The sequence below is a fragment of the Rhodoblastus sp. genome (assembly GCF_052145335.1).
Classification (GTDB): Bacteria; Pseudomonadota; Alphaproteobacteria; order Rhizobiales; family Beijerinckiaceae; genus Rhodoblastus.
In genome coordinates this window covers 44,561-65,543 of the sequence record NZ_JBKQOU010000128.1, presented here as the reverse complement: position 1 = coordinate 65,543, position 20,983 = coordinate 44,561, and the positions used below count along the sequence as shown (strand labels likewise).

17 protein-coding genes and 1 pseudogene are annotated in these 20,983 nt (G+C 58.0%); 10 read left to right on the top strand and 8 right to left on the bottom strand.

Going from position 1 to position 20,983, the window contains the following annotated elements; all coding sequences use genetic code 11:
• Window positions 1-799, top strand: a pseudogene (locus ACLP2E_RS09090) (transposase); the annotation flags it as partial.
• 159 nt (window positions 800-958) lie between these two features.
• Here the strand turns inward: ACLP2E_RS09090 and ACLP2E_RS09085 are convergent.
• From ACLP2E_RS09085 to ACLP2E_RS09065, 5 genes are all read right to left on the bottom strand, one after another.
• Window positions 959-1,690: a CarD family transcriptional regulator gene (locus ACLP2E_RS09085; RefSeq protein ID WP_442465715.1), complete on the bottom strand. Its 732-nt coding sequence runs from the start codon at window positions 1,688-1,690 to the stop codon at window positions 959-961.
• A 509-nt stretch (window positions 1,691-2,199) separates the two neighbouring features.
• Window positions 2,200-2,538: a ferredoxin FdxA gene (gene fdxA, locus ACLP2E_RS09080; RefSeq protein WP_442462234.1), complete on the bottom strand. Its 339-nt coding sequence runs from the start codon at window positions 2,536-2,538 to the stop codon at window positions 2,200-2,202.
• A 249-nt stretch (window positions 2,539-2,787) separates the two neighbouring features.
• On the bottom strand, window positions 2,788-4,653 hold the full coding sequence (gene cobT, locus ACLP2E_RS09075; RefSeq protein ID WP_442465714.1) for a cobaltochelatase subunit CobT: 1,866 nt from the start codon (window positions 4,651-4,653) through the stop codon (window positions 2,788-2,790).
• Between the two features lie 46 nt (window positions 4,654-4,699).
• Complete coding sequence (gene cobS, locus ACLP2E_RS09070) at window positions 4,700-5,695, bottom strand: cobaltochelatase subunit CobS (protein WP_442465713.1); 996 nt, start codon at window positions 5,693-5,695, stop codon at window positions 4,700-4,702.
• Window positions 5,696-5,906: 211 nt separating this feature from the next.
• Entirely contained in the window at window positions 5,907-6,488 is a 582-nt protein-coding gene (locus tag ACLP2E_RS09065; protein ID WP_442464648.1) for a J domain-containing protein, read from the bottom strand.
• A 109-nt stretch (window positions 6,489-6,597) separates the two neighbouring features.
• Here ACLP2E_RS09065 and ACLP2E_RS09060 point away from each other — a divergent pair, with 109 nt between their 5' ends.
• The 6 genes from ACLP2E_RS09060 (at window position 6,598) to ACLP2E_RS09035 (ending at window position 11,345) form a co-directional block, all read left to right on the top strand.
• Window positions 6,598-6,897, top strand: coding sequence for a BolA family protein (locus tag ACLP2E_RS09060; protein WP_442464593.1), 300 nt, complete (start codon window positions 6,598-6,600; stop codon window positions 6,895-6,897).
• Between the two features lie 265 nt (window positions 6,898-7,162).
• Window positions 7,163-8,449, top strand: a complete 1,287-nt coding sequence (locus ACLP2E_RS09055) for a serine hydrolase (RefSeq protein WP_442464594.1) — start codon at window positions 7,163-7,165, stop codon at window positions 8,447-8,449.
• Window positions 8,446-9,651, top strand: coding sequence for a CobW family GTP-binding protein (locus ACLP2E_RS09050; RefSeq protein ID WP_442464595.1), 1,206 nt, complete (start codon window positions 8,446-8,448; stop codon window positions 9,649-9,651). Before ACLP2E_RS09055 ends, ACLP2E_RS09050 begins: the two co-directional genes overlap by 4 nt.
• Window positions 9,652-9,785: 134 nt before the next feature.
• Entirely contained in the window at window positions 9,786-10,703 is a 918-nt protein-coding gene (locus ACLP2E_RS09045; RefSeq protein WP_442465712.1) for a GNAT family N-acetyltransferase, read from the top strand.
• Window positions 10,649-11,047, top strand: a complete 399-nt coding sequence (locus ACLP2E_RS09040; RefSeq protein WP_442465711.1) for a GNAT family N-acetyltransferase — start codon at window positions 10,649-10,651, stop codon at window positions 11,045-11,047. Before ACLP2E_RS09045 ends, ACLP2E_RS09040 begins: the two co-directional genes overlap by 55 nt.
• Window positions 11,048-11,057: 10 nt before the next feature.
• Window positions 11,058-11,345 carry an RNA-binding S4 domain-containing protein gene (locus ACLP2E_RS09035; protein WP_442464597.1) on the top strand — a complete coding sequence of 96 codons (288 nt, stop codon included), beginning with the start codon at window positions 11,058-11,060 and terminating at the stop codon, window positions 11,343-11,345.
• 79 nt (window positions 11,346-11,424) lie between these two features.
• Here ACLP2E_RS09035 and ACLP2E_RS09030 read toward each other — a convergent pair whose 3' ends face one another.
• Complete coding sequence (locus ACLP2E_RS09030) at window positions 11,425-13,101, bottom strand: acyl-CoA dehydrogenase family protein (RefSeq protein WP_442465710.1); 1,677 nt, start codon at window positions 13,099-13,101, stop codon at window positions 11,425-11,427.
• A 90-nt stretch (window positions 13,102-13,191) separates the two neighbouring features.
• Window positions 13,192-15,228, bottom strand: a complete 2,037-nt coding sequence (locus ACLP2E_RS09025) for a M3 family metallopeptidase (RefSeq protein WP_442465709.1) — start codon at window positions 15,226-15,228, stop codon at window positions 13,192-13,194.
• Window positions 15,229-15,370: 142 nt separating this feature from the next.
• Here ACLP2E_RS09025 and ACLP2E_RS09020 point away from each other — a divergent pair, with 142 nt between their 5' ends.
• Entirely contained in the window at window positions 15,371-16,270 is a 900-nt protein-coding gene (locus ACLP2E_RS09020; RefSeq protein WP_442465708.1) for a YihY/virulence factor BrkB family protein, read from the top strand.
• Between the two features lie 18 nt (window positions 16,271-16,288).
• Here ACLP2E_RS09020 and ccrA read toward each other — a convergent pair whose 3' ends face one another.
• On the bottom strand, window positions 16,289-17,587 hold the full coding sequence (ccrA, locus tag ACLP2E_RS09015) for a crotonyl-CoA carboxylase/reductase (protein ID WP_442465707.1): 1,299 nt from the start codon (window positions 17,585-17,587) through the stop codon (window positions 16,289-16,291).
• Window positions 17,588-18,029: 442 nt separating this feature from the next.
• On the opposite strand from ccrA, the gene ACLP2E_RS09010 reads away from it, so the two are divergent.
• The gene (locus ACLP2E_RS09010; protein ID WP_442464602.1) at window positions 18,030-20,012 is read left to right on the top strand and encodes a methylmalonyl-CoA mutase family protein; all 1,983 of its coding nucleotides are present in this window, start codon (window positions 18,030-18,032) and stop codon (window positions 20,010-20,012) included.
• Window positions 20,013-20,092: 80 nt separating this feature from the next.
• Window positions 20,093-20,968, top strand: coding sequence for an undecaprenyl-diphosphate phosphatase (locus tag ACLP2E_RS09005; protein WP_442464603.1), 876 nt, complete (start codon window positions 20,093-20,095; stop codon window positions 20,966-20,968).
• Window positions 20,969-20,983 lie beyond the last annotated feature (15 nt).

The following is a 20,983-nucleotide window of genomic DNA, read 5'->3' as shown; positions in this document are numbered from 1 at the left end:
CGCCGCTTCAACGACACCTCCGTTGCGCAGGGCATTTTCGACGCCATCGTCCAGCAGGCGCTTGATCGGGGTTTCATCGGGGGACGGGTGCTCTACACCGACTCGACGCATCTGAAAGCCAACGCTAACAAGAACAAATACGACCTTGAGGTCGTCGCCAAATTGCGCGCCGATTACTGGAACGCGCTCGATGCGGCCATCGACGCCGCCCGCGCCGCCCATGGTAAGCCGCCGCAGAAGCCCAAGGCGCGCGAACCCGAGGAGAAGGAGACGCCGGCATCCCCAAAGGACTGGAACAGCGAGAGAGCATCGGCGTTGTCGGCTATCGCAACCCCACTCCGCCCAAGCGGGGCATGATGCGCAAAAGCGCTTTCAAATATGACCAGGCAAGCGACGGCTACCGCTGTCCGCAAGGCGAGCTTCTGACTTATGCGACCAGCGACCGCTCCGGCTACCGCCACTACACGTCCGACCCGGCGCGCTGCCGCTCCTGCCCGTTGCTCGGTTCGTGCACCGGCAACGCCAAAGCCGAGCGCACCATCACCCGCCATGTCTGGAAGGACGCGCGCGAGCGAAGCGACGCCAACCGACTGACGCCCTGGGGGAAACTTATCTACAAGCAACGCAAGGAAACGGTGGAGCGATCTTTCGCCGACGCCAAGCATCTCTTCGGCCGCCCCGCTACGCGCGCTTCCGTGGCCTGGTCCGCGTCTCATCCCAGTGTCTATTGGCCGCCGCCGCACAAAACATCAAGAAAATCGCCCTGATCCACGCCACAAAAACCGCTCCAGCCGCCGCCCGAGCGAGCACCCCGGAATCAACCTCGAAAAATGAACACCGCAGCCGCACAAAACAAACCCCGCCAAAAATTTGACGGGGTTTGTCAGCGGTCTGAAGGCGGCTCCTATGAGCCGCCCCTTTCAAAAATAACCCCAAAAACCGTATCGGGAGGTTTCCCTCAGGCGGCTTCTTCTACATCGCCATCTTCGACAGCCGCTGGTTCATCCGCCTTGGTTGCGCGACGGGGACCTTTTTGCAACTGCGATTCGATCAATTTGAGAGAGTCCGAGTCGCCCAATTTTTGGACAGCGGCGATTTCGCGGGCCATTCTATCCGTCGCCGCTTCGTAAAGCTGGCGTTCGGAATAAGACTGCTCAGGCTGTATGTCCGAACGATAAAGATCGCGAACGACTTCAGCGATAGCGACCAGATCGCCGGAATTAATCTTCGCCTCGTATTCCTGCGCCCGTCGCGACCACATCGTACGCTTCACTCGGGCGCGGCCGGTCAAAGTCTCCAGCGCCTTCTTGACAACGTCGGCTTCGGCAAGCTTACGCATTCCGACGGAAGCGACTTTCGGCGTCGGCACCTTAAGCGTCATCTTATCCTTGACGAACGAAATGACGTAAAGCTCAAGCTTGAAGCCTGCGACTTCTTGTTCCTCAATGGCCATGATCTGGCCTACGCCATGCGCCGGGTAAACGATGAATTCGCTGGTTTTGAACCCGATTTTTACGCTGGAGGTCTTGCCTGACGCTTTAGCAGACGAGACGGCGATTTTGCTCGGATCGGAGGAACGAGGGGCGGACGATGCGGCATTGGCCGACAGAGAAGGTTTTTTCTGCGTCACCTTGGTCCAATCACTAATGGTTTGAGTTCGATTGTCGCAGCGAGAAGGCCAGCAGGCCATTACGCTGAATTCAGCCTAAACTCGAACCGAGGCTCGGTTTGGCAAGCGCCTTAAGGGTGGCGCCAAGCCCTAAATGGTCCCTAGTTCGGATATCTTCCAGCACGAACTTACCTTAATAAGAGCATCTAGCAGCCAATCCAATCCCAACACCCTTCCCCGTCCGTGTAACAGGTTTGTTAAACGATCTAACTCACAGCGCCGAAAGTCCTGCATCTGCCCAAACATTTAAGCGCCAATGGCGACAAGGCGGAATGTAGGATGTTAGGGCAAAAACAGGCTCCTCGCCGAGGCGGGAGCCGGGGTGCAGAGTCAAAAATAAAAAGCAGACGCCAGAGTCGATTGACTACGATGGCTTTGATACCACAAAGTGACGCACGAATCAAAGAATTAATGATTCGGAGAAAAATACCATCTTTCAATGGTTAATGCCGATCAAGCAGCCCTATCGGGCAAGCGGAGGCCCGACGTAATGACGGCGGCGAAATGGCGGCCCGCTCGAAAAGCGAATCCTAGTCGCCTTGACCTGGGACCTTGCTGAAATAAGCGTCGAATTTGCCTGGGCGGCCGTCAAATTCTTTCGCATCGGGCGGCGCGTCGCGCTTGATCGTGACGTTTGGCCACAACTGCGCGTATTCGGCGTTCAAACCAAGCCATTTCTCCAGATCCGCTTCAGTGTCCGGTTTGATGGCTTCGGCGGGGCATTCCGGCTCGCAAACGCCACAATCGATGCATTCGTCCGGATGTATCACGAGCATGTTTTCGCCCTCGTAGAAACAATCGACGGGGCACACCTCGACGCAATCCATATATTTGCATTTTATGCAATTTTCGATGACGACGTAGGTCATAATCCACTCCGCGCGCAGTCCGAAGACCGAGCGATCAGCTTAATTCGAATGGCTTGCTAACGCTTTTATCGCCGCTGCGCAAGCCATCTGCCATTTTCGCTTTTTCGAACTCCGTCGCCTCAGCTGGGCCACGTCCTGTGTCCGATCCGACGGCTTTTTCTGGACCCCATATGGCGATCCGCCGAATGTCATTTCGCGCAAACGCTAATCACAAGGCCAAGCTCAAATATGGGTCAGTTGGTGGTCCGTTCACCCGGTAGATTCGCTGAACAATTCGGCGAGCTTTTCGGTCATTGCTCCACCGAGTTCCTCCGCATCGATGATCGTCAAGGCGCGCCGATAGTAGCGGGTGACATCGTGGCCAATGCCGATCGCAATCAACTCGACAGCGGATCGCATTTCGATTTCCTCGATTTTTTGCCGCAGGTGGCGTTCAAGGTAATGGCCGGGGTTGATCGAAAGCGTTGAATCATCGACGGGCGCGCCATCCGAGATCATCATCAGGATTTTTCGTTGCTCCGGTCGCGCCAACAATCGGCGAAAGGCCCAGTCGAGAGCCTCGCCATCGATATTCTCTTTGAGCAGCCCCTCTCGCATCATCAATCCGAGGTTTTTCCTGGCTCTGCGCCAAGGTGCATCGGCGGATTTGTAGATGATGTGGCGCAGGTCGTTGAGCCGACCGGGATTGGGGGGCTTCCCGGCCTGCAGCCAGGCTTCGCGCGACTGGCCGCCCTTCCAGGCGCGAGTGGTAAACCCAAGAATTTCGACTTTCACACCGCAGCGCTCCAGAGTGCGCGCCAGAATATCGGCGCAAGTTGCGGCCACGGTGATTGGCCTTCCACGCATGGAGCCGGAATTATCGATCAACAGGGTGACGACCGTGTCGCGGAAATTGGCGTCCTTTTCTCGTTTGAAGGAAAGAGGCACTTGCGGATCGACAATGACTCGCGTGAGGCGGGCGGGATCCAGCATCCCTTCTTCCAGGTCGAATTCCCAGGCGCGGTTTTGTTGTGCCATCAGACGTCGTTGTAGGCGATTGGCGAGGCGCGCGACGACCGAGGAAAGATTTTGTAATTGCTTGTCGAGGTAGGCGCGAAGCCTTTCGAGCTCTTCCGGCTCGCATAAATCTTCGGCTCGGATGATTTCATCGAATTGCGGCGCATAAGCATGGTATTCGACGCCCGCGGATTTATTGTTCGAAATCGGCGGCCGAATCGCCGCTCCAGCGTCATCGCTATCGCCGGGCTCCATTTCGTCCGGTGCTTCGCCGGGGGGGCCGTCTTCGGCCTCCATTTCGCCTTCGTGGATTTCTTCGTCCGAATCCTCGACGCGCTCGATCTTCGACGAATCAGCGGATTCGGACTCGTCGCCAGCCTTTTCTTTTGACCGGTCCGCTCCCGGCTCCTTTTCGTCGCCTGCGCCTTCGTCTTCTTGCTGGTCGCTCTCGCCCAGTTCGGCCATGTCCAAATCAGCGAGAATCTTGCGAGCGAGCCTGGCGAAGGATCGTTGATTTTCGAGTTCTTCGACAAGAAGTGTAAGATCGCTCCCGGCGCGCGTTTCGATGATCTCGCGCCAAAGATCGACGATATGAAGGGCTGCGGGCGGCGGAGCATTTCCGGTCAGCCTTTCGCGGACGAGCAAGGCCAGGGCGTCTTCGAGCGGCGCCTCGGCGCGCTGGCGCACCTCCGCAAACCGACCGCGTTCATAGTGGTCTTGCAACGCCGCCGTGAGATTTTGCGCGGTTCCCAGCATCCTTCGGGCGCCGATAGCTTCGACGCGCGCCTTCTCCATGGCGTCGAATATGGCGCGCGCCATCGGCGCTTGCGGAGCCAGGCGGCTATGGGTTCGTGCATCGTGACAGGCCAGTCGCAACGCGATGGAGTCCGCATGCCCACGCAAAATCGCCGCATCGCGCGCATCCATGCGACGGGGCGGTTCAGGCAGGCGGGCTTTCCCATGATCGGTCGCGCCGATCAGCCCCGGCTTTTCGGGCGCAAAGCTGACTTCGAGCTCCGGCGCGCGGGCCATGGCGCGCAAACAGCCCACGACCGCACGTTTGAACGGTTCATGGGGCGCTTCGCGCGGGGAAGCGCTTTTCTGATTGGACAAGGTCACTGGGAAACTCCATCCTCGCTGGCGCAGAGGGTTCAGGCGAAGAGCGTCAACTCAAGGCCACGTTGACGGAGCTTTCCGGAAGATCCTTGCCGAAAGAGCGCTGGTAGAATTCGGCAACCAGAGGTCTCTCCAACTCGTCGCACTTGTTAAGGAAAGTGAGCCGGAAGGCGAAGCCGATGTCTCCAAAAATTTCGGCGTTCTCGGCCCAGGTGATCACCGTCCTTGGGCTCATGACAGTTGAAAGATCGCCGTTCATGAAGGCGTTGCGAGTCAAATCAGCGACGCGCACCATTTTTCCGATCGTGTCAACGCCTTCTTTGGTTTTCTGGAAAGACTTCACTTTGGCGCCGACGATTTCGACTTCCTTATCGTGAGGGAGGTAGTTCAAAGTCGTCACGATCGACCAGCGGTCCATTTGCCCCTGATTGATCTGTTGTGTGCCGTGGTAAAGGCCTGACGTATCGCCAAGACCAATCGTGTTGGCGGTGGCGAACAGTCGAAAGGCGGGGTGGGGACTAATGACCCTGTTCTGGTCGAGCAAGGTCAGGCGCCCCGACACTTCAAGAACGCGTTGAATTACGAACATCACGTCGGGACGGCCGGCGTCATATTCGTCGAAACAGAGCGCGACGTTGTTCTGTAGCGCCCAAGGAAGAATGCCGTCACGAAATTCCGTAACTTGCTTGCCGTCGCGCAGCACGATCGCGTCTTTGCCGACGAGATCGATACGCGAGATATGGCTGTCGAGATTGACGCGGACACAAGGCCAGTTCAGGCGGGCGGCGATCTGTTCAACATGGGTTGACTTCCCGGTACCGTGGTAACCGGTGATCATGACGCGGCGGTTGAAGGCGAAACCGGCCAATATGGCGAGGGTCGTCGTCCTGTCGAACAGGTAATCCGGGTCGAGGTCGGGAACATGCTCGTCCCGGGCGGAAAACGCCGGAGCCTGCATGTCTGAATCGACGCCAAACAGCTCGCGAACGGAAACCTTCTTGTCGGGCAAGCCGGCCAAAGGCGGTTTGGAAAGGGAAACTTGCATCTAACCTCCGGTTCCGCGCCGTCTTTCTGAATCCACGACGACATTGGCGGTCATCGGAGGGCTGACGCTGGCGGAAATTCGTTTTTGGATCCCTTGGCCGAGAGCCAAGGCGCGTTTCGCTGGCACGATAACCTCCCGCAGGGACGGCTCACAAGGGGCGTCTCGGTCAGATCCTTCGGAGGGTGAAATCAATTATCTGAAATCGAAAGGCTCAGACCGCGCGAAACGATCTCAAGATATTGTATGCATTAATTATTTCACGCAGTTGCTCTTCGTTAGAACGATCGCCGCAATTCGCGTCTGGATGCATCCGTTTGACCAATTCCTTGTAGCGCGCCTTGATTTCAGGCGCTCCTGCGTCGTCGTCGAGTCCCAAAACATACAGGGCCTTGCGGGCGACGACGCCATGCCTGGGCTGACGTGGCGAATGGGGAGTGGCTCTATTGGCTCCTCTCATATTGTAAGGATCGCGCGAGCCCGAATAGCTTGCGTTCTGGCGGTCGGAGCCCATTTTCCAGGTCGGACGGTGGCCGGTCAGCGCATCCTTTTGATAGAGCAGCACTGCTTCGTCACTCATGCCATTAAAATAATTATAAGTTGCATTATATTCGCGGACATGGTCGAGGCAGAAGCAAAAATACTGGCCTTCGCGCAGCCGTCCCATCGGCGCGCGAAATTCTCCCGGCGCCTGGCATGCAGGATGCTGGCATTTTGGAGCGGATTGGTTCGTCTGCGTCGGCTCGGCGTTGCGGCGCGTTCTGATCCGATCAAAAAGAGGAGAATTGAAATCCATGATCGGCACAATATGGTCGATAAGGGCGCGGGAGCAAGAACGCGAAAACGATTAAATCGCTTGACTTTCATACGGACAGCCGAGCGGGTGGCGGAGAAGAGGAAGCGCTATGACGCAAACAGGCAAACGGGCGGTTCGTGACGTGATCGAAGAAAAACTTTCTTCCGCATTTGCGCCGCAATTTTTAAGGGTAATCGATGAATCGCACAAACATGCGGGACATATGGGTCATGAAGGAGGCGCGGGCCATGGCGGCGAAACGCATTTCCGTGTCGAGATGATTACGGAGTGCTTTTCGGGAAAAAGCCGTGTCGAACGCCATCGGGCGGTCAATAGCGCATTGGCCGATGAATTAGCCGCCAGCGTGCACGCTCTTGCTTTGGATATTAGCGCGCCAGGCGAGAAATGAAATTGGCTTTCGCAGATTTTGAATAAGCGGTAAAGAGACCGTTCCTTGGAATCTCTCTGAAATAACTCCTGGATCAACTAGCGTCGATCGGCTGGATCGGATGGATTTTACAAAAATGATCAACTCCTTGGATTGGCCCCGGGTACTGCGAACCCTCGGAGCTTTTGTTTCGGCAGTCTTGCTGTGTAGTCCACTTGAGTTGGTCAGCCCTGCCGTCGCCGCACCAAAGGCCGGAGCAACGAAACATGGCTCTGCTCATGCGACGGTGCGTCAACAACATCACACGGTGACCCCCTATATCGCGATCGATGTGCCGAGCGGCCGCGTAATTGAGCAAAGAGATGCGACGCGCACCTGGTATCCGGCTTCCATCACCAAATTGATGACCGTTTATGTTGCGCTTCAGGCAGTGACGCAGGGGCGGCTCACCATGGATACGCCTTTGGTGGTCACGGCGCGTGCAGCTCGAATGAAGCCTTCCAAAATGGGATTTGCGCCTGGCTCCGAGGTTACTCTCGATAATGCGCTGAAAATGTTGATGGTTAAGTCCGCCAATGACATGGCCGTGACGATAGCCGAAGGCGTCTCCGGTTCGGTCGAAGCTTTTGCCGAAGAAATGAACGAGGCAGCTACAGCGCTGGGCATGCGCGAATCGCATTTCGTCAATCCGAATGGTCTGCCCGACCCGGATCACGTAAGTTCGGCGAGGGATATGGCGGTTCTCGGGCGCGCCCTCCTGCTTCGTTTCCCTCAACACGCCGATCTCTTCAATATAGGCGCGATGAAACTGGGCGACCAGGTGATACCGACGCATAATGGAATACTCGGGCGCTATCCTGGCGCCGATGGAATGAAAACCGGCTACACCTGCCCCGCGGGTTTCAATCTCGTAGCCAGCGCGACCCGCGAAGGAAAAAAAGTAATCGTTGTGGTCCTGGGCGATCCCTCCGCGCGCAAGCGCACGGCTCATGCTGCGAATTTGTTCGATCATGCCTTCGCTTCCGGGCAATTGGGCGATTCGGCAGTGGAATTGCCGTCCAGCGCCGGCGCTCCACCCGACATGCGCGGAGAAATTTGCGGTCAACACAGCAAGAAGGCGCAGACCGAGGCGGAAACCGAAGATTTGAACGCTCCGATCCAAACGCCCGAAGGGTCAAAGCCGCAACCGAACAATGGCGACATCATCGCGGCTTTGCCTCGCCCGACTTATGAGCCGATCGATGTTTTTGTCGGGCCTGCGCCCGGCTACAACGGACCGGTCGCTGGTCCGCGTCCCGCCAACACTCCCATCGGCGTCGTCGCCTATACGTCGCCTGAAAAGGCGGCGACAACCGCTCCGTTAAGGCCGGATCCGGCTGCGCTATCGATGCGGCGCGGGAAGGCGTCGAAACAAAAAACCGCGGCCGCGGCCAAAGTCCATTTGAAACATGCCGGCCAGAAGGGCGGAAAAACGCCCCATGGGAAACCCGCATCCGCCGCGGCGCCGACAATGCCAGTGAAAAAGACGCCCTCGTCAGCGGCAGCGTCGGACGGCAAGGCAGCAGAAAAGTGACCGTTTTAGCCGAAGCTCGTCGCGCGCCGCCTCCGGTCCCGGTAACGATCATCACCGGATTCCTCGGCTCCGGCAAGACGAGCCTACTCAACGCTCTCCTTCGCGACTCCGCCCTGGCCAGGGCCGTTGTCCTCATCAACGAATTCGGCGAGATCGGTCTCGATCATTTATTCGTCGAAAAAATCGACGGCGACATGGTCATAATGGCCTCCGGCTGTCTTTGCTGCACCATTCGCGGCGATTTGATCGATTCGCTTGAAAACTTGTTGCGCCGACGCGATAACGGCCGGATGCGGGACTTCGATCGGGTCATCATCGAAACGACTGGCCTTGCGGACCCCGCGCCAGTGCTGCACACGATCATGAGCCATCCGTACTTGCTGCTGCGCTTTCGCCTGAATGGCGTCGTGACGGTGGTTGATGCGATCAACGGTGCGGCGACGCTCGATGCCTATCCTGAGGCGCTCAAACAGGCCGCGGTCGCCGATCGTTTGGTGCTTTCCAAGACGGATTTGATCCAGTCGGAACAACAGAAGCAAGAGCTGGCGCGGCTTTTGGCCCGTCTGGCCAAACTAAATCCAACCGCGCGGTTATTGGACAATACGAAAAACTGGAACGCCGCGAATTTGCTCGACGCGGGATTATTCAATCCTTCGACAAAATCGTCAGATGTCACGCGATGGTTGAATGCGGAGCGATTAATCGACGAAGCAAATAAATCCGAAGATGGCGCGACGGCATCGCGCAGGCATGATCACGCACATGAGGCCGATAGTCATTTGCATCCTTCGGCCCCAGCCAAAGCGGGTGGAAATCGGCATGAAGAGTCCATCCGATCTTTTTGTCTTGTCAGCGATGTCCCCCTCCCCCTTTCCGCGTGCGATCTCTTTCTTGAGATGTTGCGCGCGGCGCATGGACCCAACCTTTTGCGAGTGAAGGGCGTTATCGCCTTGGCCGACGACCCGCTGCGACCGCTGGTTATCCACGGGGTACAGCATGTTTTTCATCCTCCCGCGCGCCTCGACGGGTGGCCTGATTCCGATCATCGTACCCGTATCGTTTTCATCGTCAGGGACTTGAGTCCGCATATTATCGAGGGTCTTTACGCCGCATTTTCGGGGCAGCTCCGTTGGGACGCGCCCGACGCGCAGGCTCTGGCCGCCAATCCGCTAAAGCCGAGGGTGGGAGGCCTTTTGTCCTGAACGGAGGCGTTAAGGTCTGTGAGTGATCGTAAAATTTGAAGGGATTGGATGAACTCTTAGGAGATTGGAGCAGTTTTGGCGCCAAGATGACCCCAGTGACCCTTTGGCCCTGGTGGCGACCGGAGTTGGATCGCTTGGTTGATCTGTTTTTGAACGCGCGACTCTCGCTGAGAGCGACCTTTTTTGATGCCAGAGGCAACTTCCGCCCTTTACCTATGAAGGCGTGCGGACTAGCCGAAGAACAGCGCATGCTGGATTCGCATTTCGTGGAATGCGCGAGCGCCGAGCTGGCGCGGAATTATAGCGCCGAATGGAACGATCTGGCGTCGCGCGCTCTTGAGCCGAATGCGTTTCTTGAACCGCAATTCGCTTTGACACTCGCGGGCTTTGATTCGGGCGGCGGAACTCCCCTTTTCCTTCTCGTTTGGGAAGTCGGCGCGTCGTCGGTCCGAGGACGGCTGATTGCACTTTGGGCCCTGGTTTTTCCACGCACGATTTTCGGTCGAACGGTGAAGGCGTGGGTTCATGATTTCTGCTGTTCCGGCGCGCCGCTATTGGACAAGGAAAATGGGAGCGCCGGCCTCGAACTAATATTCCGATGGTTGAAGCGTCAAACCGGGCAAATTTGCGCTCTATCTACAGTTCAATTGCTCGAAACTGGGCCGACTTTCGCCCTACTGTACGAATATGCCCAAAAAAATCGATTGCCTTTCGATGTCTTGACGCAATATGAGCGAGCCGCCTTGAATGCCAACGCCATAGGAGCCAACGCTCACGATTCCATTTCACCCAAGAAAAAAAAGGAAATAAAGCGGCAATTGCGCCGCCTGAACGAAATGGGCTGCGTGACCGTTGGCCAGGCGGAGGATGGCGCTCCTTTGCGGGACAAGATTGAAGCTTTCATGGTCTTGGAGGCGAAAGGCTGGAAGGGACGAAAAGGTAGCGCTTTTTTGAACAACCCAGTCTACCTTGTTTTGTGCGCAACGCGTCGCTTGCCATGGGGCGTGAAGGCAAATGCCGAATATATTGGCTCGCTGTCGATGGGCGAGTGATCGCGGCAAATATTGTTTTGCTGGCCGGGTGCACGGCTTATTTCTGGAAAACCGCCTACGATGAGGGTTTTGGTTTTGCTTCGCCGGGCGTTCTCGTGACCCTGGAAATGACCGACCGGCTATTTCATGAGCCCCATATACTTGTGGCAGATTCCTGCGCGGTCGCCGACCACCCAATGATCGATCATATTTGGCGAGGACGTCTGAGGATGGCGGATGTGATGATGTCGTTATGCGAGGACCGCGTCAATGGGTTCAAAGGCGCCTTGTGGCGTGAACGATTCCGTCGACGCCTTCGTGAACAGGCCAAAGCGACTTTGGCGCATTATTTTCGGTTAAGGTAAACGGCGCGAAATGGTTTCAGAGGTTGCGCGACAACGTCTGGACAAATGGCTCTGGTTTTCGCGCCTCGTCAAAACGCGCCCTTTGGCTGTGCAATTGATTGCCCAAGGGTATGTTCGGGTTAATGGCAAAAGAACCCAGCAGTCAGCAAAGCTTGTCGGCGCGGGCGACATTCTGACCATCGCATTCGAACGGCGGGTTAATGTGCTCGAAATTCTCGGTTGCGCGGAGCGTCGTGGCCCCTATTCGGAAGCGTCCAAAACTTATCGACTGATCGACGAATCCGAAGCTTCTTCGTGACTTGCAGAATGGCGGAAAGCAACGGATCGCTTCATACTGGCGCGGTCTTTCCAGCGCCAAACCCGTTTTTCAGGCCGCGTCAGTTGCCGCCTTCGAGCAAGCGACGGGCGATAACCTGCGCCTGAATTTCGGCGGCGCCTTCGAAAATATTCAGGATGCGCGCGTCGCAAAGCACGCGTGAAACCGGATATTCCAACGCGAAACCGTTGCCGCCATGAATCTGCAGGGCGTTGTCCGCCGCCGCCCAGGCGACGCGCGCGCCAAGCAATTTAGCCTGGCCCGCCTCGAGATCGCAGCGCTTTCCCTCGTCCTTCGCTCGAGCGGCGAAATAAGTGAGCTGTCGGGCGATATGCACTTCAACCGCCATCATCGCGATCTTATCGGCGACTCGCGGGAAATGGATCAGAGCCTTGCCGAACTGGACGCGTTCCTTGGCGTATCGCAAGGCGAGTTCCATAGCCGATTGCGCCACGCCGACGGCGCGGGCGGCGGTCTGGATGCGAGCGCCTTCGAAAGTCTGCATCAATTGCTTGAAGCCCTGCCCCTCAACGCCACCGAGCAGATTTTTCGCAGGCACTTCGAAACCGTCAAAGGCGATTTCGTACTCCTTCATGCCGCGATAACCGAGCACTTCGATCTCACCGCCGGACATGCCCTTTGCAGGGAAGGGGTTTTGATCGTCGCCGCGCGGTTTTTCCGCCAGGAGCATGGACAAGCCCTTGTAGCCGGGCTCGTTGGGATTAGTCCGGGTCAAAAGCGTCATCAAATCGGCGCGAACCGGATGTGTGATCCAGGTCTTGTTACCGTTGACGATATAATTATCGCCCTCCAGAACGGCGCGCGTGCGCAGCGAGGCTAGGTCGGAACCGGTATTTGGCTCGGTGAAAACCGCAGTCGGCAAAATTTCTCCCGACGCGATCTTCGGCAGATATTTTTCCTTCTGCTCCTGCGTGCCGCCGCAGAGGATGAGCTCGCCCGCGATTTCCGACCGGGTGCCGAGCGAACCGACGCCGATATAGGCGCGCGACAACTCCTCGGTTACGACGCACATCGCGACCTTGCCCAAGCCCATGCCACCGAACTCTTCGGGAATGGTCAGGCCGAATACGCCCAGATCGGCAAGGCCCTGAATGATTGCGAGGGGAATATATTGGTTCTTCAGATGCCATTCGTGGGCATGGGGAAGCACTTCCGCCGCCGCATATTTGCGGATTTCCTCGCGGATGGCTTCCAGTGTCTCGTCCAGACCCGGAGCGCCGACCGTGGCCGAGGCTTCCGCATGGTCGACGAGGTCGACCAGACGCGCGCGATTGCCGACCGTATTTCCCGACGCGATCAGGCTGTCAATTGCCGCGATGCGGTGGGCGGATATGGCCTCGTTTGACAGTCCGAAGTCGAAGGGGCGCACGAATTCGCCCTGACTCATGGCAATGCCGCCGAATATCTGCGCCAGATATTCGCCGACGCCGATGCGGGTCAAAAGCTCCTCAGTCTCGCCGTAAAGGCCCTCGGCCTGCATACGTTCGCCATAGGCGAGCATTTCGCGGACAGATTCGACGTAGGTGGCGAACCAGGCCAGACCGTGGGCAGCATGTTGCTCGGCTTCGATCAGCGAATTGGACAATTTCCCATTTTCGCTGACTTTGGCGCGAACGCTCGCCACGGCCTTTTCATAAAGGCTTTCTATTGAGTGCGTCGCCTTCATGCCCAGTTCAAAAAAATCTGCGGTGGCGATCGCGTTGGCGGCCTGCGTCATCCATGGCTCCTGCTGGGTCTTGGCTGGCAAATTTCAATGGTCCGAGTTCTTATTGCCAGCCCTGATCCCGCAGCGCAATATGTCTTGGTCTCAGGCTAAACCCTTCTTTCGCAGAAGCGCATCAAAACGGGGCGGGCGGCCCCGGAAAAGCGCATAGGCGTCCTTCGGGTCGCGGCGATTGCCTGCGGCATAGACATAGTCATGCAGTCGTTTGGCGACGGCGGGATCGAATAGATCGCCAGCCTCCTCGAAAGCGGCGAAGCCATCGGCGTCCAAAGCCTCGGACCACAAATAGCTGTAATAGCCGGCGGCATAGCTTTCGCTGGAAAAAATATGGGAAAAATGCGGGGCGCCATGTCTGGGGACAATTTCCTGAGGCATAGCGATTTCTTGCAAAATGTCACGCTCGGTCGCCTCAATGTCGTCTGCCGCTTTCGTGCGAGAATGAATGAGGAAATCGACATAGGCCGAGGCGCAGAACTCGACGGTCGCAAAACCCTGATTGAAGTGGCGGGCCTCCATGATGCGGTCGATCATTTTGGAAGGAATCGGCGCGCCCGTTTCGCTATGCAGGGCGAAGCGCTGCAATATTTCAGGGCGAAGCGCCCAATGTTCGTAAAGCTGCGAAGGAAATTCGACAAAGTCGGTCGGCGTCGCCGTCCCGCTCATCGATGGATAGACCACGTCGGACAACATGCCGTGCAACGCATGGCCGAATTCGTGGAAAAGCGTCGTGATTTCCGTCAAGGTCAACAAGGTGGGGCGATCGGGTGAGGGTTTAGGAAAGTTCATCACATTGACGACAATAGGCCGAACGTCGCCGTCCAGCTTTTTCTGCCCGCGAAAATTGGACATCCACGCGCCGGATCGCTTCGAGCTGCGGGCGTAATAATCGCCAAGAAAAATAGCCACATGCCCGCCCTTGCGATCAACGACTTCATAGCCGCGAACGTCGGGATGGTAGGTTGGCAAATCGTCGCGCGCAAGGAAACGCAGTCCGAAAAGCCTTTCGGCGCAATAGAAGGCCGCGTCGATCATTCGGTCGAGCTGGAAATAGGCCGAAAGAGCGCCCTGGTCGAGATCGTAGCGCTCGCGTCGCAGTTTTTCAGCGTAAAAACGCCAATCATGTGCCGCGATTTTGAAATTGGCGCCTTGCGAATCCGCGACAGCCTGAAGGCCGGCGCATTCCTCGCTCGCCTTGGCGCGCGCGGGGCGCCAAACGCTGTCGAGCAGATCGAGAGCAGCTTGCGGGGCGCCGGCCATGGTCGGTTCAAGCTTGTAATCCGCGAAAGTCGCATAGCCAAGCAATTGCGACCGCTCCTGACGCAACGCCAGGATTTCAACGATGAGAGGGCGATTGTCGGTCGTTCCCGGATGCGCGCCGCGCGCAATCCAGGCCTTGAACAGGTCTTCGCGCAAATCGCGCCGCTCGCCGTGGCTGAGGTAGGGTTCGACGCTGGAGCGCGACAGGGTCAGGGCGAAGGCTTTGGTTGTTTTGCGTTCGGCGGCGGTCTGCGCCGCCGCCGCCTTGACGTCGGCGGGCAAGCCGGCAAGGTCCGCTTCGTCCAATTCCATAACGAAGCTGGATTCGTCCGCCAGCACATTCTGCGCGAACTGCGCTTCAAGGCTCGCCAGCTTCTCGGCGATTTCGGCATAACGGGCGCGATCGGCTCCTCTCAACAAAGCGCCGGTGCGAACGAAACTTTTATAAGTCAGCTCGAGCAGGCGGGCCTGTTCATCGCTCATCGTCAAGCTCGCGCGGTTTTGATAAAGCGTCGCGACTCGCGCAAAAAGCTCGGCATTGAGAGAGATGGCGGTGTAGTGTCGCGCCAGCAGCGGCGAAACATCGCGCTCGATGGCTCGCAAATCCTCATTGGAGTCTGTAGAGGCGAGATTCCAGAACACCCCGCCGACCTTGTTCAGCGTTTGACCCGCGCGCTCCAGCGCGTCAATGGTGTTGGCGTAATCCGGCGCCTGCGAATTATGTACGATGACCCAGATTTCGGCGTCGTGCTCCCGCATCGCCGCTTCGAAAGCCGGAAGGAAATGCGTCGACTCGATGGTTTCGAAGGGTGGAAGTGCGAAAGGGGTCGACCAAGTTTCGAGCAGCGGGTTATGCGTGTCCATTCTCAATCTCCGATTGCTCCAAACATAGGGCGCGATAGGTGAGCGCGCCAGTTTTCTCCGGCGAAGGCTAAGACGCCGAAGCGATTCGCTGTAAGAAATATTCGACTGACATCCCGGCCTTGTTGGAACCAGTGGGCGTTGAATGACTAGATTGGTCCGTCTCGTTCTTGATAGCGCCAGGGGCTTTGAAAGAGACGACGGCTACGCCATGGCCAGCCATATCGCCCTGTCCGGTCTGACGGCGATCTTTCCTTTTCTAATCTTCGTCACCAGTCTGGCCGGTTTCCTTGGCGCGCAGCCCTTGGCCGACAACGCCGCCTCCGCGTTTTTCGAGATCTGGCCGCCACGCGTCGCCGACCCGATCCTCAACGAGATTCATAATGTCATGAGCGCTCGGCATGGCGGGCTGCTGACGGTGAGCGCCGCGCTGGCGGGCTACTTCTCTTCCAGCGGCGTCGAAGCCTTGCGCACGGGGCTGAACCGCGCTTATGGCGCGCGCGAAACGCGGCCGTGGTGGAGACTGCGAATGCAGTCGATCGCCTATGTCTTCATCGGCGCTCTGGCGCTGCTGTCCATGGCGTTTCTACTGATTTTGGGGCCGATTGTCTGGAAGGCGATCCTCTCCTATGCGCCGGCGCTGAGCCCATTGAGCAAAATGGTCACTTTGGGTCGATATGCCGTCGCGACCGCCATTTTGCTCGCGGCTTTGATCATTGCGCATCGCGTTCTGCCAAACGTCAAACTTTCGCTGCGACAGGCCGCGCCGGGCATCGTCTTGACCTATGCGGCATGGATGGTTTTTGCCTTGGCTTTCAGCTCCTACCTGGCTCGGTTCGCGCTGAATTATGTGGCGACCTATGCGGGCCTCGCCTCGGTGATGATTGCCATCGTCTTCCTCTATTCCTTGGCGGCCATTTTCATCTTCGGCGGTGAGTTCAACGCTGCGCTACGACGCGCGCGCCAACTCCAGCGCAACACCGACGAGAAAAACGAAGCTGAATCAGAGGCAGAAAAAAGGCGGAACCAAAGCCCCGCCTTATAAAGCTCAAAGCGGTCAAAATCAGCCGGCTTTGCCCGCTTCGATGACGTCTTCGATCGTGCGCAGGCCCGTTTGAGTGGCGTTGACCAGCACGGCCATATTGCCCGGCGCGTGCTGGTTCTTCCACATTTTGGTGTGGGCCAGCGGAATCTTCGCCCAGGGAAAGACTTCCGACATGCAGGGATCGACGCGGCGATCGACGACGAAATTATTGGCCGCCGCCGCCTGTTTCAGATGGGCGAAATGCGAGCCCTGAATGCGCTTCTGGCGCATCCAGACATAACGGGCGTCGAATGTCAGGTTGAAACCGGACGTGCCCGCACAGAACACCACCATGCCGCCGCGCTTGCAGACCAGCGTCGAGACCGGGAACGTGGCTTCGCCGGGATGTTCGAAGACGATATCGACATCCTTCTTGCCGGTGACGTCCCAGATCGCCTTGCCGAACTTGCGGGCCTCCTTGGTCCACTCGGCATATTCCAGTGAATTGACCTTCGGGAGCTGGCCCCAGCATTTGAAGTCCTTGCGATTGATCACGCCCTTCGCGCCGAGCGAAAGTACGTAATCGCGCTTGGATTCGTCTGAGATGATGCCGATCGCATTCGCGCCAGCCGCGGCGATCAGCTGCACGCCGAAAACCCCCAGGCCACCTGAAGCGCCCCATACCAGAACATTGTCGCCCGGCTTAAGGCGGTGCGGCTCATGGCCGAACAGCATGCGATAGGCGGTCGCCAGCGTCAGTGTATAGCAGGCGCTTTCTTCCCACGTCAGATGTTTCGGACGCACCATCAACTGGCGGTCCTGCACCCGGCAGAACTGGGCGAAAGAGCCATCCGGCGTCTCATAGCCCCAGATGCGCTGCGATGAGGAGAACATCGGATCGCCGCCGTTGCATTCCTCGTCGTCGCCGTCATCCTGGTTGCAATGGACGACGACTTCGTCGCCAACTTTCCAGCGCTTGACCTTGGAGCCAATGGCCCAGACCACTCCGGCCGCGTCGGAGCCCGCGATGTGAAGAGGTTGCTTGTGAGCGTCGAGAACGGAAATAGGCTCGCCGAGAGCGGCCCATACGCCATTGTAATTGACGCCGGCCGCCATGACCAGGACGAGAACGTCATGGCTGTCGAGTTCCCAGGTAGGGACGACTTCCAGCTGCATCGCCGATTCCGGCGGCCCGTGCCTGTCCTTGCGGATCACCCAGGCGTGCATGTTTTTGGGCACATGGCCGAGGGGCGGAATTTCGCCGATATCGTAAAGATCCTTCAGGAGCGGTTCGCTTTCGGTCTTCGCGCCGCCCGCCGTTGGCGATTGACTATTCAACGCTGACTCCTGTCGTGGCTGGCCAAATGGTTGCAACTGGCCCAAGGCTAAACGGGATACGAAAAAAGCGAAATAAAATTTCCGCTTCATCCGGTGCGAAACACGGAATCGGGAACATGCCGCCCCTTCCCGAGCGACGGGTCCACTTCACTTCTTAGCGCGCCAATATACATTTTATTGCGGTTTGGCGAGCACCCGCGCATTTTTTTGCATCGTGCTAAAGTCGACGCCCGTTTTGTTCTCCCTGCGCCCGTCGGGACGGTAGAAGCAAATATCAAATAAAAAACAGCGGCTTATTGCCTTTCATCGGGTGCGTGTCCGTCTTGTCCTTCCGTCAGGAGCGCCGATTGTGCTCTGCGAAAAAGTGAGGCAAAGCAATAGGCGAGCGAAAGCGCGGATCGTAAAGTTGACCGCCCGCGCGGCAGCTGAAAGTGAGGTTCTGATGACGACGACAGCCCCTGGACGAGACAAGCCCTGGATTTTCCGCACCTACGCGGGCCATTCGGACGCTATGGAATCCAACAAGCTGTATCGCGGCAATCTCGCCAAGGGCCAAACGGGGCTTTCCATCGCTTTCGATTTGCCGACCCAGACCGGTTATGATTCCGATCATGTGCTTTCGCGCGGCGAAGTGGGCAAGGTAGGCGTGCCGATCTCGCATCTCGGTGACATGAACGCTTTATTCGACGGCATTCCGATCGCCCAGATGAATACGTCGATGACGATCAACGCCACCGCGCCCTGGCTGCTCTCGCTCTATATCGCCGCCGCCGACGCCCAGGGCGCGCCGCGCAACGCCCTCCAGGGCACGACGCAAAACGACATCATCAAGGAATATCTTTCGCGCGGTACCTATGTGTTTCCGCCCGGACCGTCGCTAAGGTTGACCAGGGACGTGATCCTGTTCACTACGCGCGAGGTTCCCAAGTGGAATCCAATGAACGTCTGTTCCTATCATTTGCAGGAAGCCGGCGCGACGCCGGTGCAGGAACTGTCGTATGCCCTCGCCACGGCGGTCGCCATTCTCGATATGGTGAAGAAATCGGGGCAGGTGTCGGAAGAGGATTTCGGCGAAGTCGTCGGCCGCATTTCGTTCTTCCTCAATGCAGGCATGCGCTTCGTTACCGAACTGGCTAAAGTGCGCGCCTTTACCGAACTTTGGGACGAACTGACCCGCGACCGCTATGGCGTCAAGGAAGAGAAGTACCGGCGTTTCCGTTATGGCGTCCAGGTCAATTCGCTCGGCCTTACCGAGCAGCAGGCGGAAAACAACGTCTACCGTATCCTGATCGAAACGCTCGCCGTGGTCCTGTCGAAAAAGGCCCGCGCCCGCGCCGTGCAATTGCCTGCCTGGAACGAGGCGCTCGGTTTGCCGCGCCCCTTTGACCAGCAATGGTCTCTTCGTCTGCAGCAGATCCTAGCCTATGAGACCGATCTTCTCGAATACGGCGATCTTTTCGACGGCAGCATCGAACTGACGAAGAAGGTCGACGAGCTCAAAAAGGAAGCGCTGGCTGAACTCTCCACCATCGATGCCATGGGCGGCGCCGTCGCCGCTGTAGAAACCGGTTATCTCAAGTCGAAACTGGTGGAATCCAATACTCGCCGTCTGGAAGCGATCGAAGCGGGCGAGCAGGTCGTCGTCGGCGTCAACAAATTTGTCGAGAGCGAACCCTCTCCGCTGACGACCGGCGATGGCTCCATACTCGTGGTGCCTCACCACGTCGAGGCCGAACAGGTCGAACGGTTAAAAGCCTGGCGGACGCAGCGCGACGCCAAGGGGGTGGAAAAAGCTTTGGCCGATCTGCGCTCCGCCGCGCAAGAGGACCGGAACATCATGGAGCCGTCGATAGCAGCCGCCAAGGCGGGGGTCACGACGGGCGAATGGGGCCAGACCCTGCGCGAAGTTTTTGGCGAATTCCGCGCTCCCACCGGCGTCGGACGGAGCGCCCGTCAAACCGGCGGCTCGCTCGATCCCGTGCGCTCGGAAGTCGAGCGGGTGTCGAAAAAACTCGGCCGTCGGATCAAGTTCCTGGTCGGAAAACCCGGTCTCGACGGCCATTCCAATGGCGCCGAACAGATTGCGGTGCGCGCCCGCGACGCCGGCATGGAGGTTGTCTATGAAGGCATCCGCCTTACCCCTGCCGAAATCGTGAATGCCGCGCTGGAAGAAGGTGTGCACGTCGTAGGCCTGTCGATCCTGTCCGGCTCGCATGTGCCGTTGGTGCGCGACGTACTGGAGCGGATGAAAGCGCAAGGCATGTCGGACGTGCCGGTTATTGTCGGCGGCATTATCCCTCCCGAGGACGAGAAGCTGCTGCTTTCCGAAGGGGTGGCCGCTGTCTATACGCCCAAGGATTACGAACTCAACGCCATCATGGCGGATATTGTTCGGGTCGTCGAAGACCGCGCCGGCAAAGCCTGAAAGCAGTACGCGATTGCCAGCCTCCGACATGTTTGCCAAAACGGTCGGAGGCTTTTCTCTGATTTGACCGGAGTTGCACTATGTCGGCGGACGCCTGCACACAGGGGTTGGATACCGGATTTATCGAACTGGGCGCCGCCAAAGTGGCTTTGCTCGGCGTGGTTCAGGGCATTTCGGAACTTCTACCCATATCGTCGACCGCCCATATGCGTATCGTCCCCGCTTTGCTCGGTTGGCGTGATCCCGGCTCGGCCTTTTCCGCCGCCATGCAAATGGCCGCGCTCGTCGCCGTTATCTCGTATTTCTGGAGCGACGTCAGGGGCTTGTTTTTTGGCTCCATCGACGCCGTTCGGCGGCGCGATTTTCGTGATTGGCAATTCCGCTTCACCACCTGGATTTTGATGGCGACGCTGCCCCTGGTCATCTTCGGAACCCTGCTGTCGAAATGGCTCAACGCCTGCGGGTCGCCCTTGCGTACCTTGCCGGTGGTCGGCGTCGCCTGCATCGCGATGGCGGTTCTGCTGGCCCTAGCCGAAAAATTCTGCGCCCATCGCCGGACGCTCGACGATGTTTCTCTCAAGGACGCCATGCTGGTCGGACTTGCGCAGGTTGGCGCATTGATCCCGGGCGTTTCGCGCTCGGGGTCTACATTGACAGCCGCCATGTTCCTTGATCTCGAGCGCGACCAAGCGGCGCGTTTTTCCTTCCTTCTCGGACTTCCGGCTATTTTTCTGGCGGGAGCCAAGGAACTGTTCGAACTTTACAAGGCGCATTTGTCGGCCGAAGGCTGGATGATCCTGATGGTTGGCCTCGTCGTCGCCTCCATTTCCGCTTTTGTTGCGATCTGGAGTTTGATGCGGATTCTCGAAAAATTCTCCTCCTGGCCCTTCGTTGTCTACCGCTTCCTTCTCGGCGTTTTTCTGCTGGTCGGCGTGGCCGTGGGCTGGTTCCAATGAAAAGGGCGGCCGAGG

Bases quoted from the DNA above. Each gene is read 5' to 3' on its own strand.
- ACLP2E_RS09085 (WP_442465715.1), bottom strand. From the start codon at position 1,690: ATGGCCTGCTGGCCTTCTCGCTGCGACAATCGAACTCAAACCATTAGT.
- ACLP2E_RS09010 (WP_442464602.1), top strand. From the start codon at position 18,030: ATGACGACGACAGCCCCTGGACGAGACAAGCCCTGGATTTTCCGCACC.
- ACLP2E_RS09005 (WP_442464603.1), top strand. From the start codon at position 20,093: ATGTCGGCGGACGCCTGCACACAGGGGTTGGATACCGGATTTATCGAA.
- fdxA (WP_442462234.1), bottom strand. From the start codon at position 2,538: ATGACCTACGTCGTCATCGAAAATTGCATAAAATGCAAATATATGGAT.
- ACLP2E_RS09060 (WP_442464593.1), top strand. From the start codon at position 6,598: ATGACGCAAACAGGCAAACGGGCGGTTCGTGACGTGATCGAAGAAAAA.
- ACLP2E_RS09030 (WP_442465710.1), bottom strand. From the start codon at position 13,101: ATGACGCAGGCCGCCAACGCGATCGCCACCGCAGATTTTTTTGAACTG.
- ACLP2E_RS09020 (WP_442465708.1), top strand. From the start codon at position 15,371: ATGACTAGATTGGTCCGTCTCGTTCTTGATAGCGCCAGGGGCTTTGAA.
- ACLP2E_RS09065 (WP_442464648.1), bottom strand. From the start codon at position 6,488: ATGGATTTCAATTCTCCTCTTTTTGATCGGATCAGAACGCGCCGCAAC.
- ACLP2E_RS09040 (WP_442465711.1), top strand. From the start codon at position 10,649: ATGGGGCGTGAAGGCAAATGCCGAATATATTGGCTCGCTGTCGATGGG.
- cobS (WP_442465713.1), bottom strand. From the start codon at position 5,695: ATGCAAGTTTCCCTTTCCAAACCGCCTTTGGCCGGCTTGCCCGACAAG.
- ACLP2E_RS09035 (WP_442464597.1), top strand. From the start codon at position 11,058: ATGGTTTCAGAGGTTGCGCGACAACGTCTGGACAAATGGCTCTGGTTT.
- ACLP2E_RS09025 (WP_442465709.1), bottom strand. From the start codon at position 15,228: ATGGACACGCATAACCCGCTGCTCGAAACTTGGTCGACCCCTTTCGCA.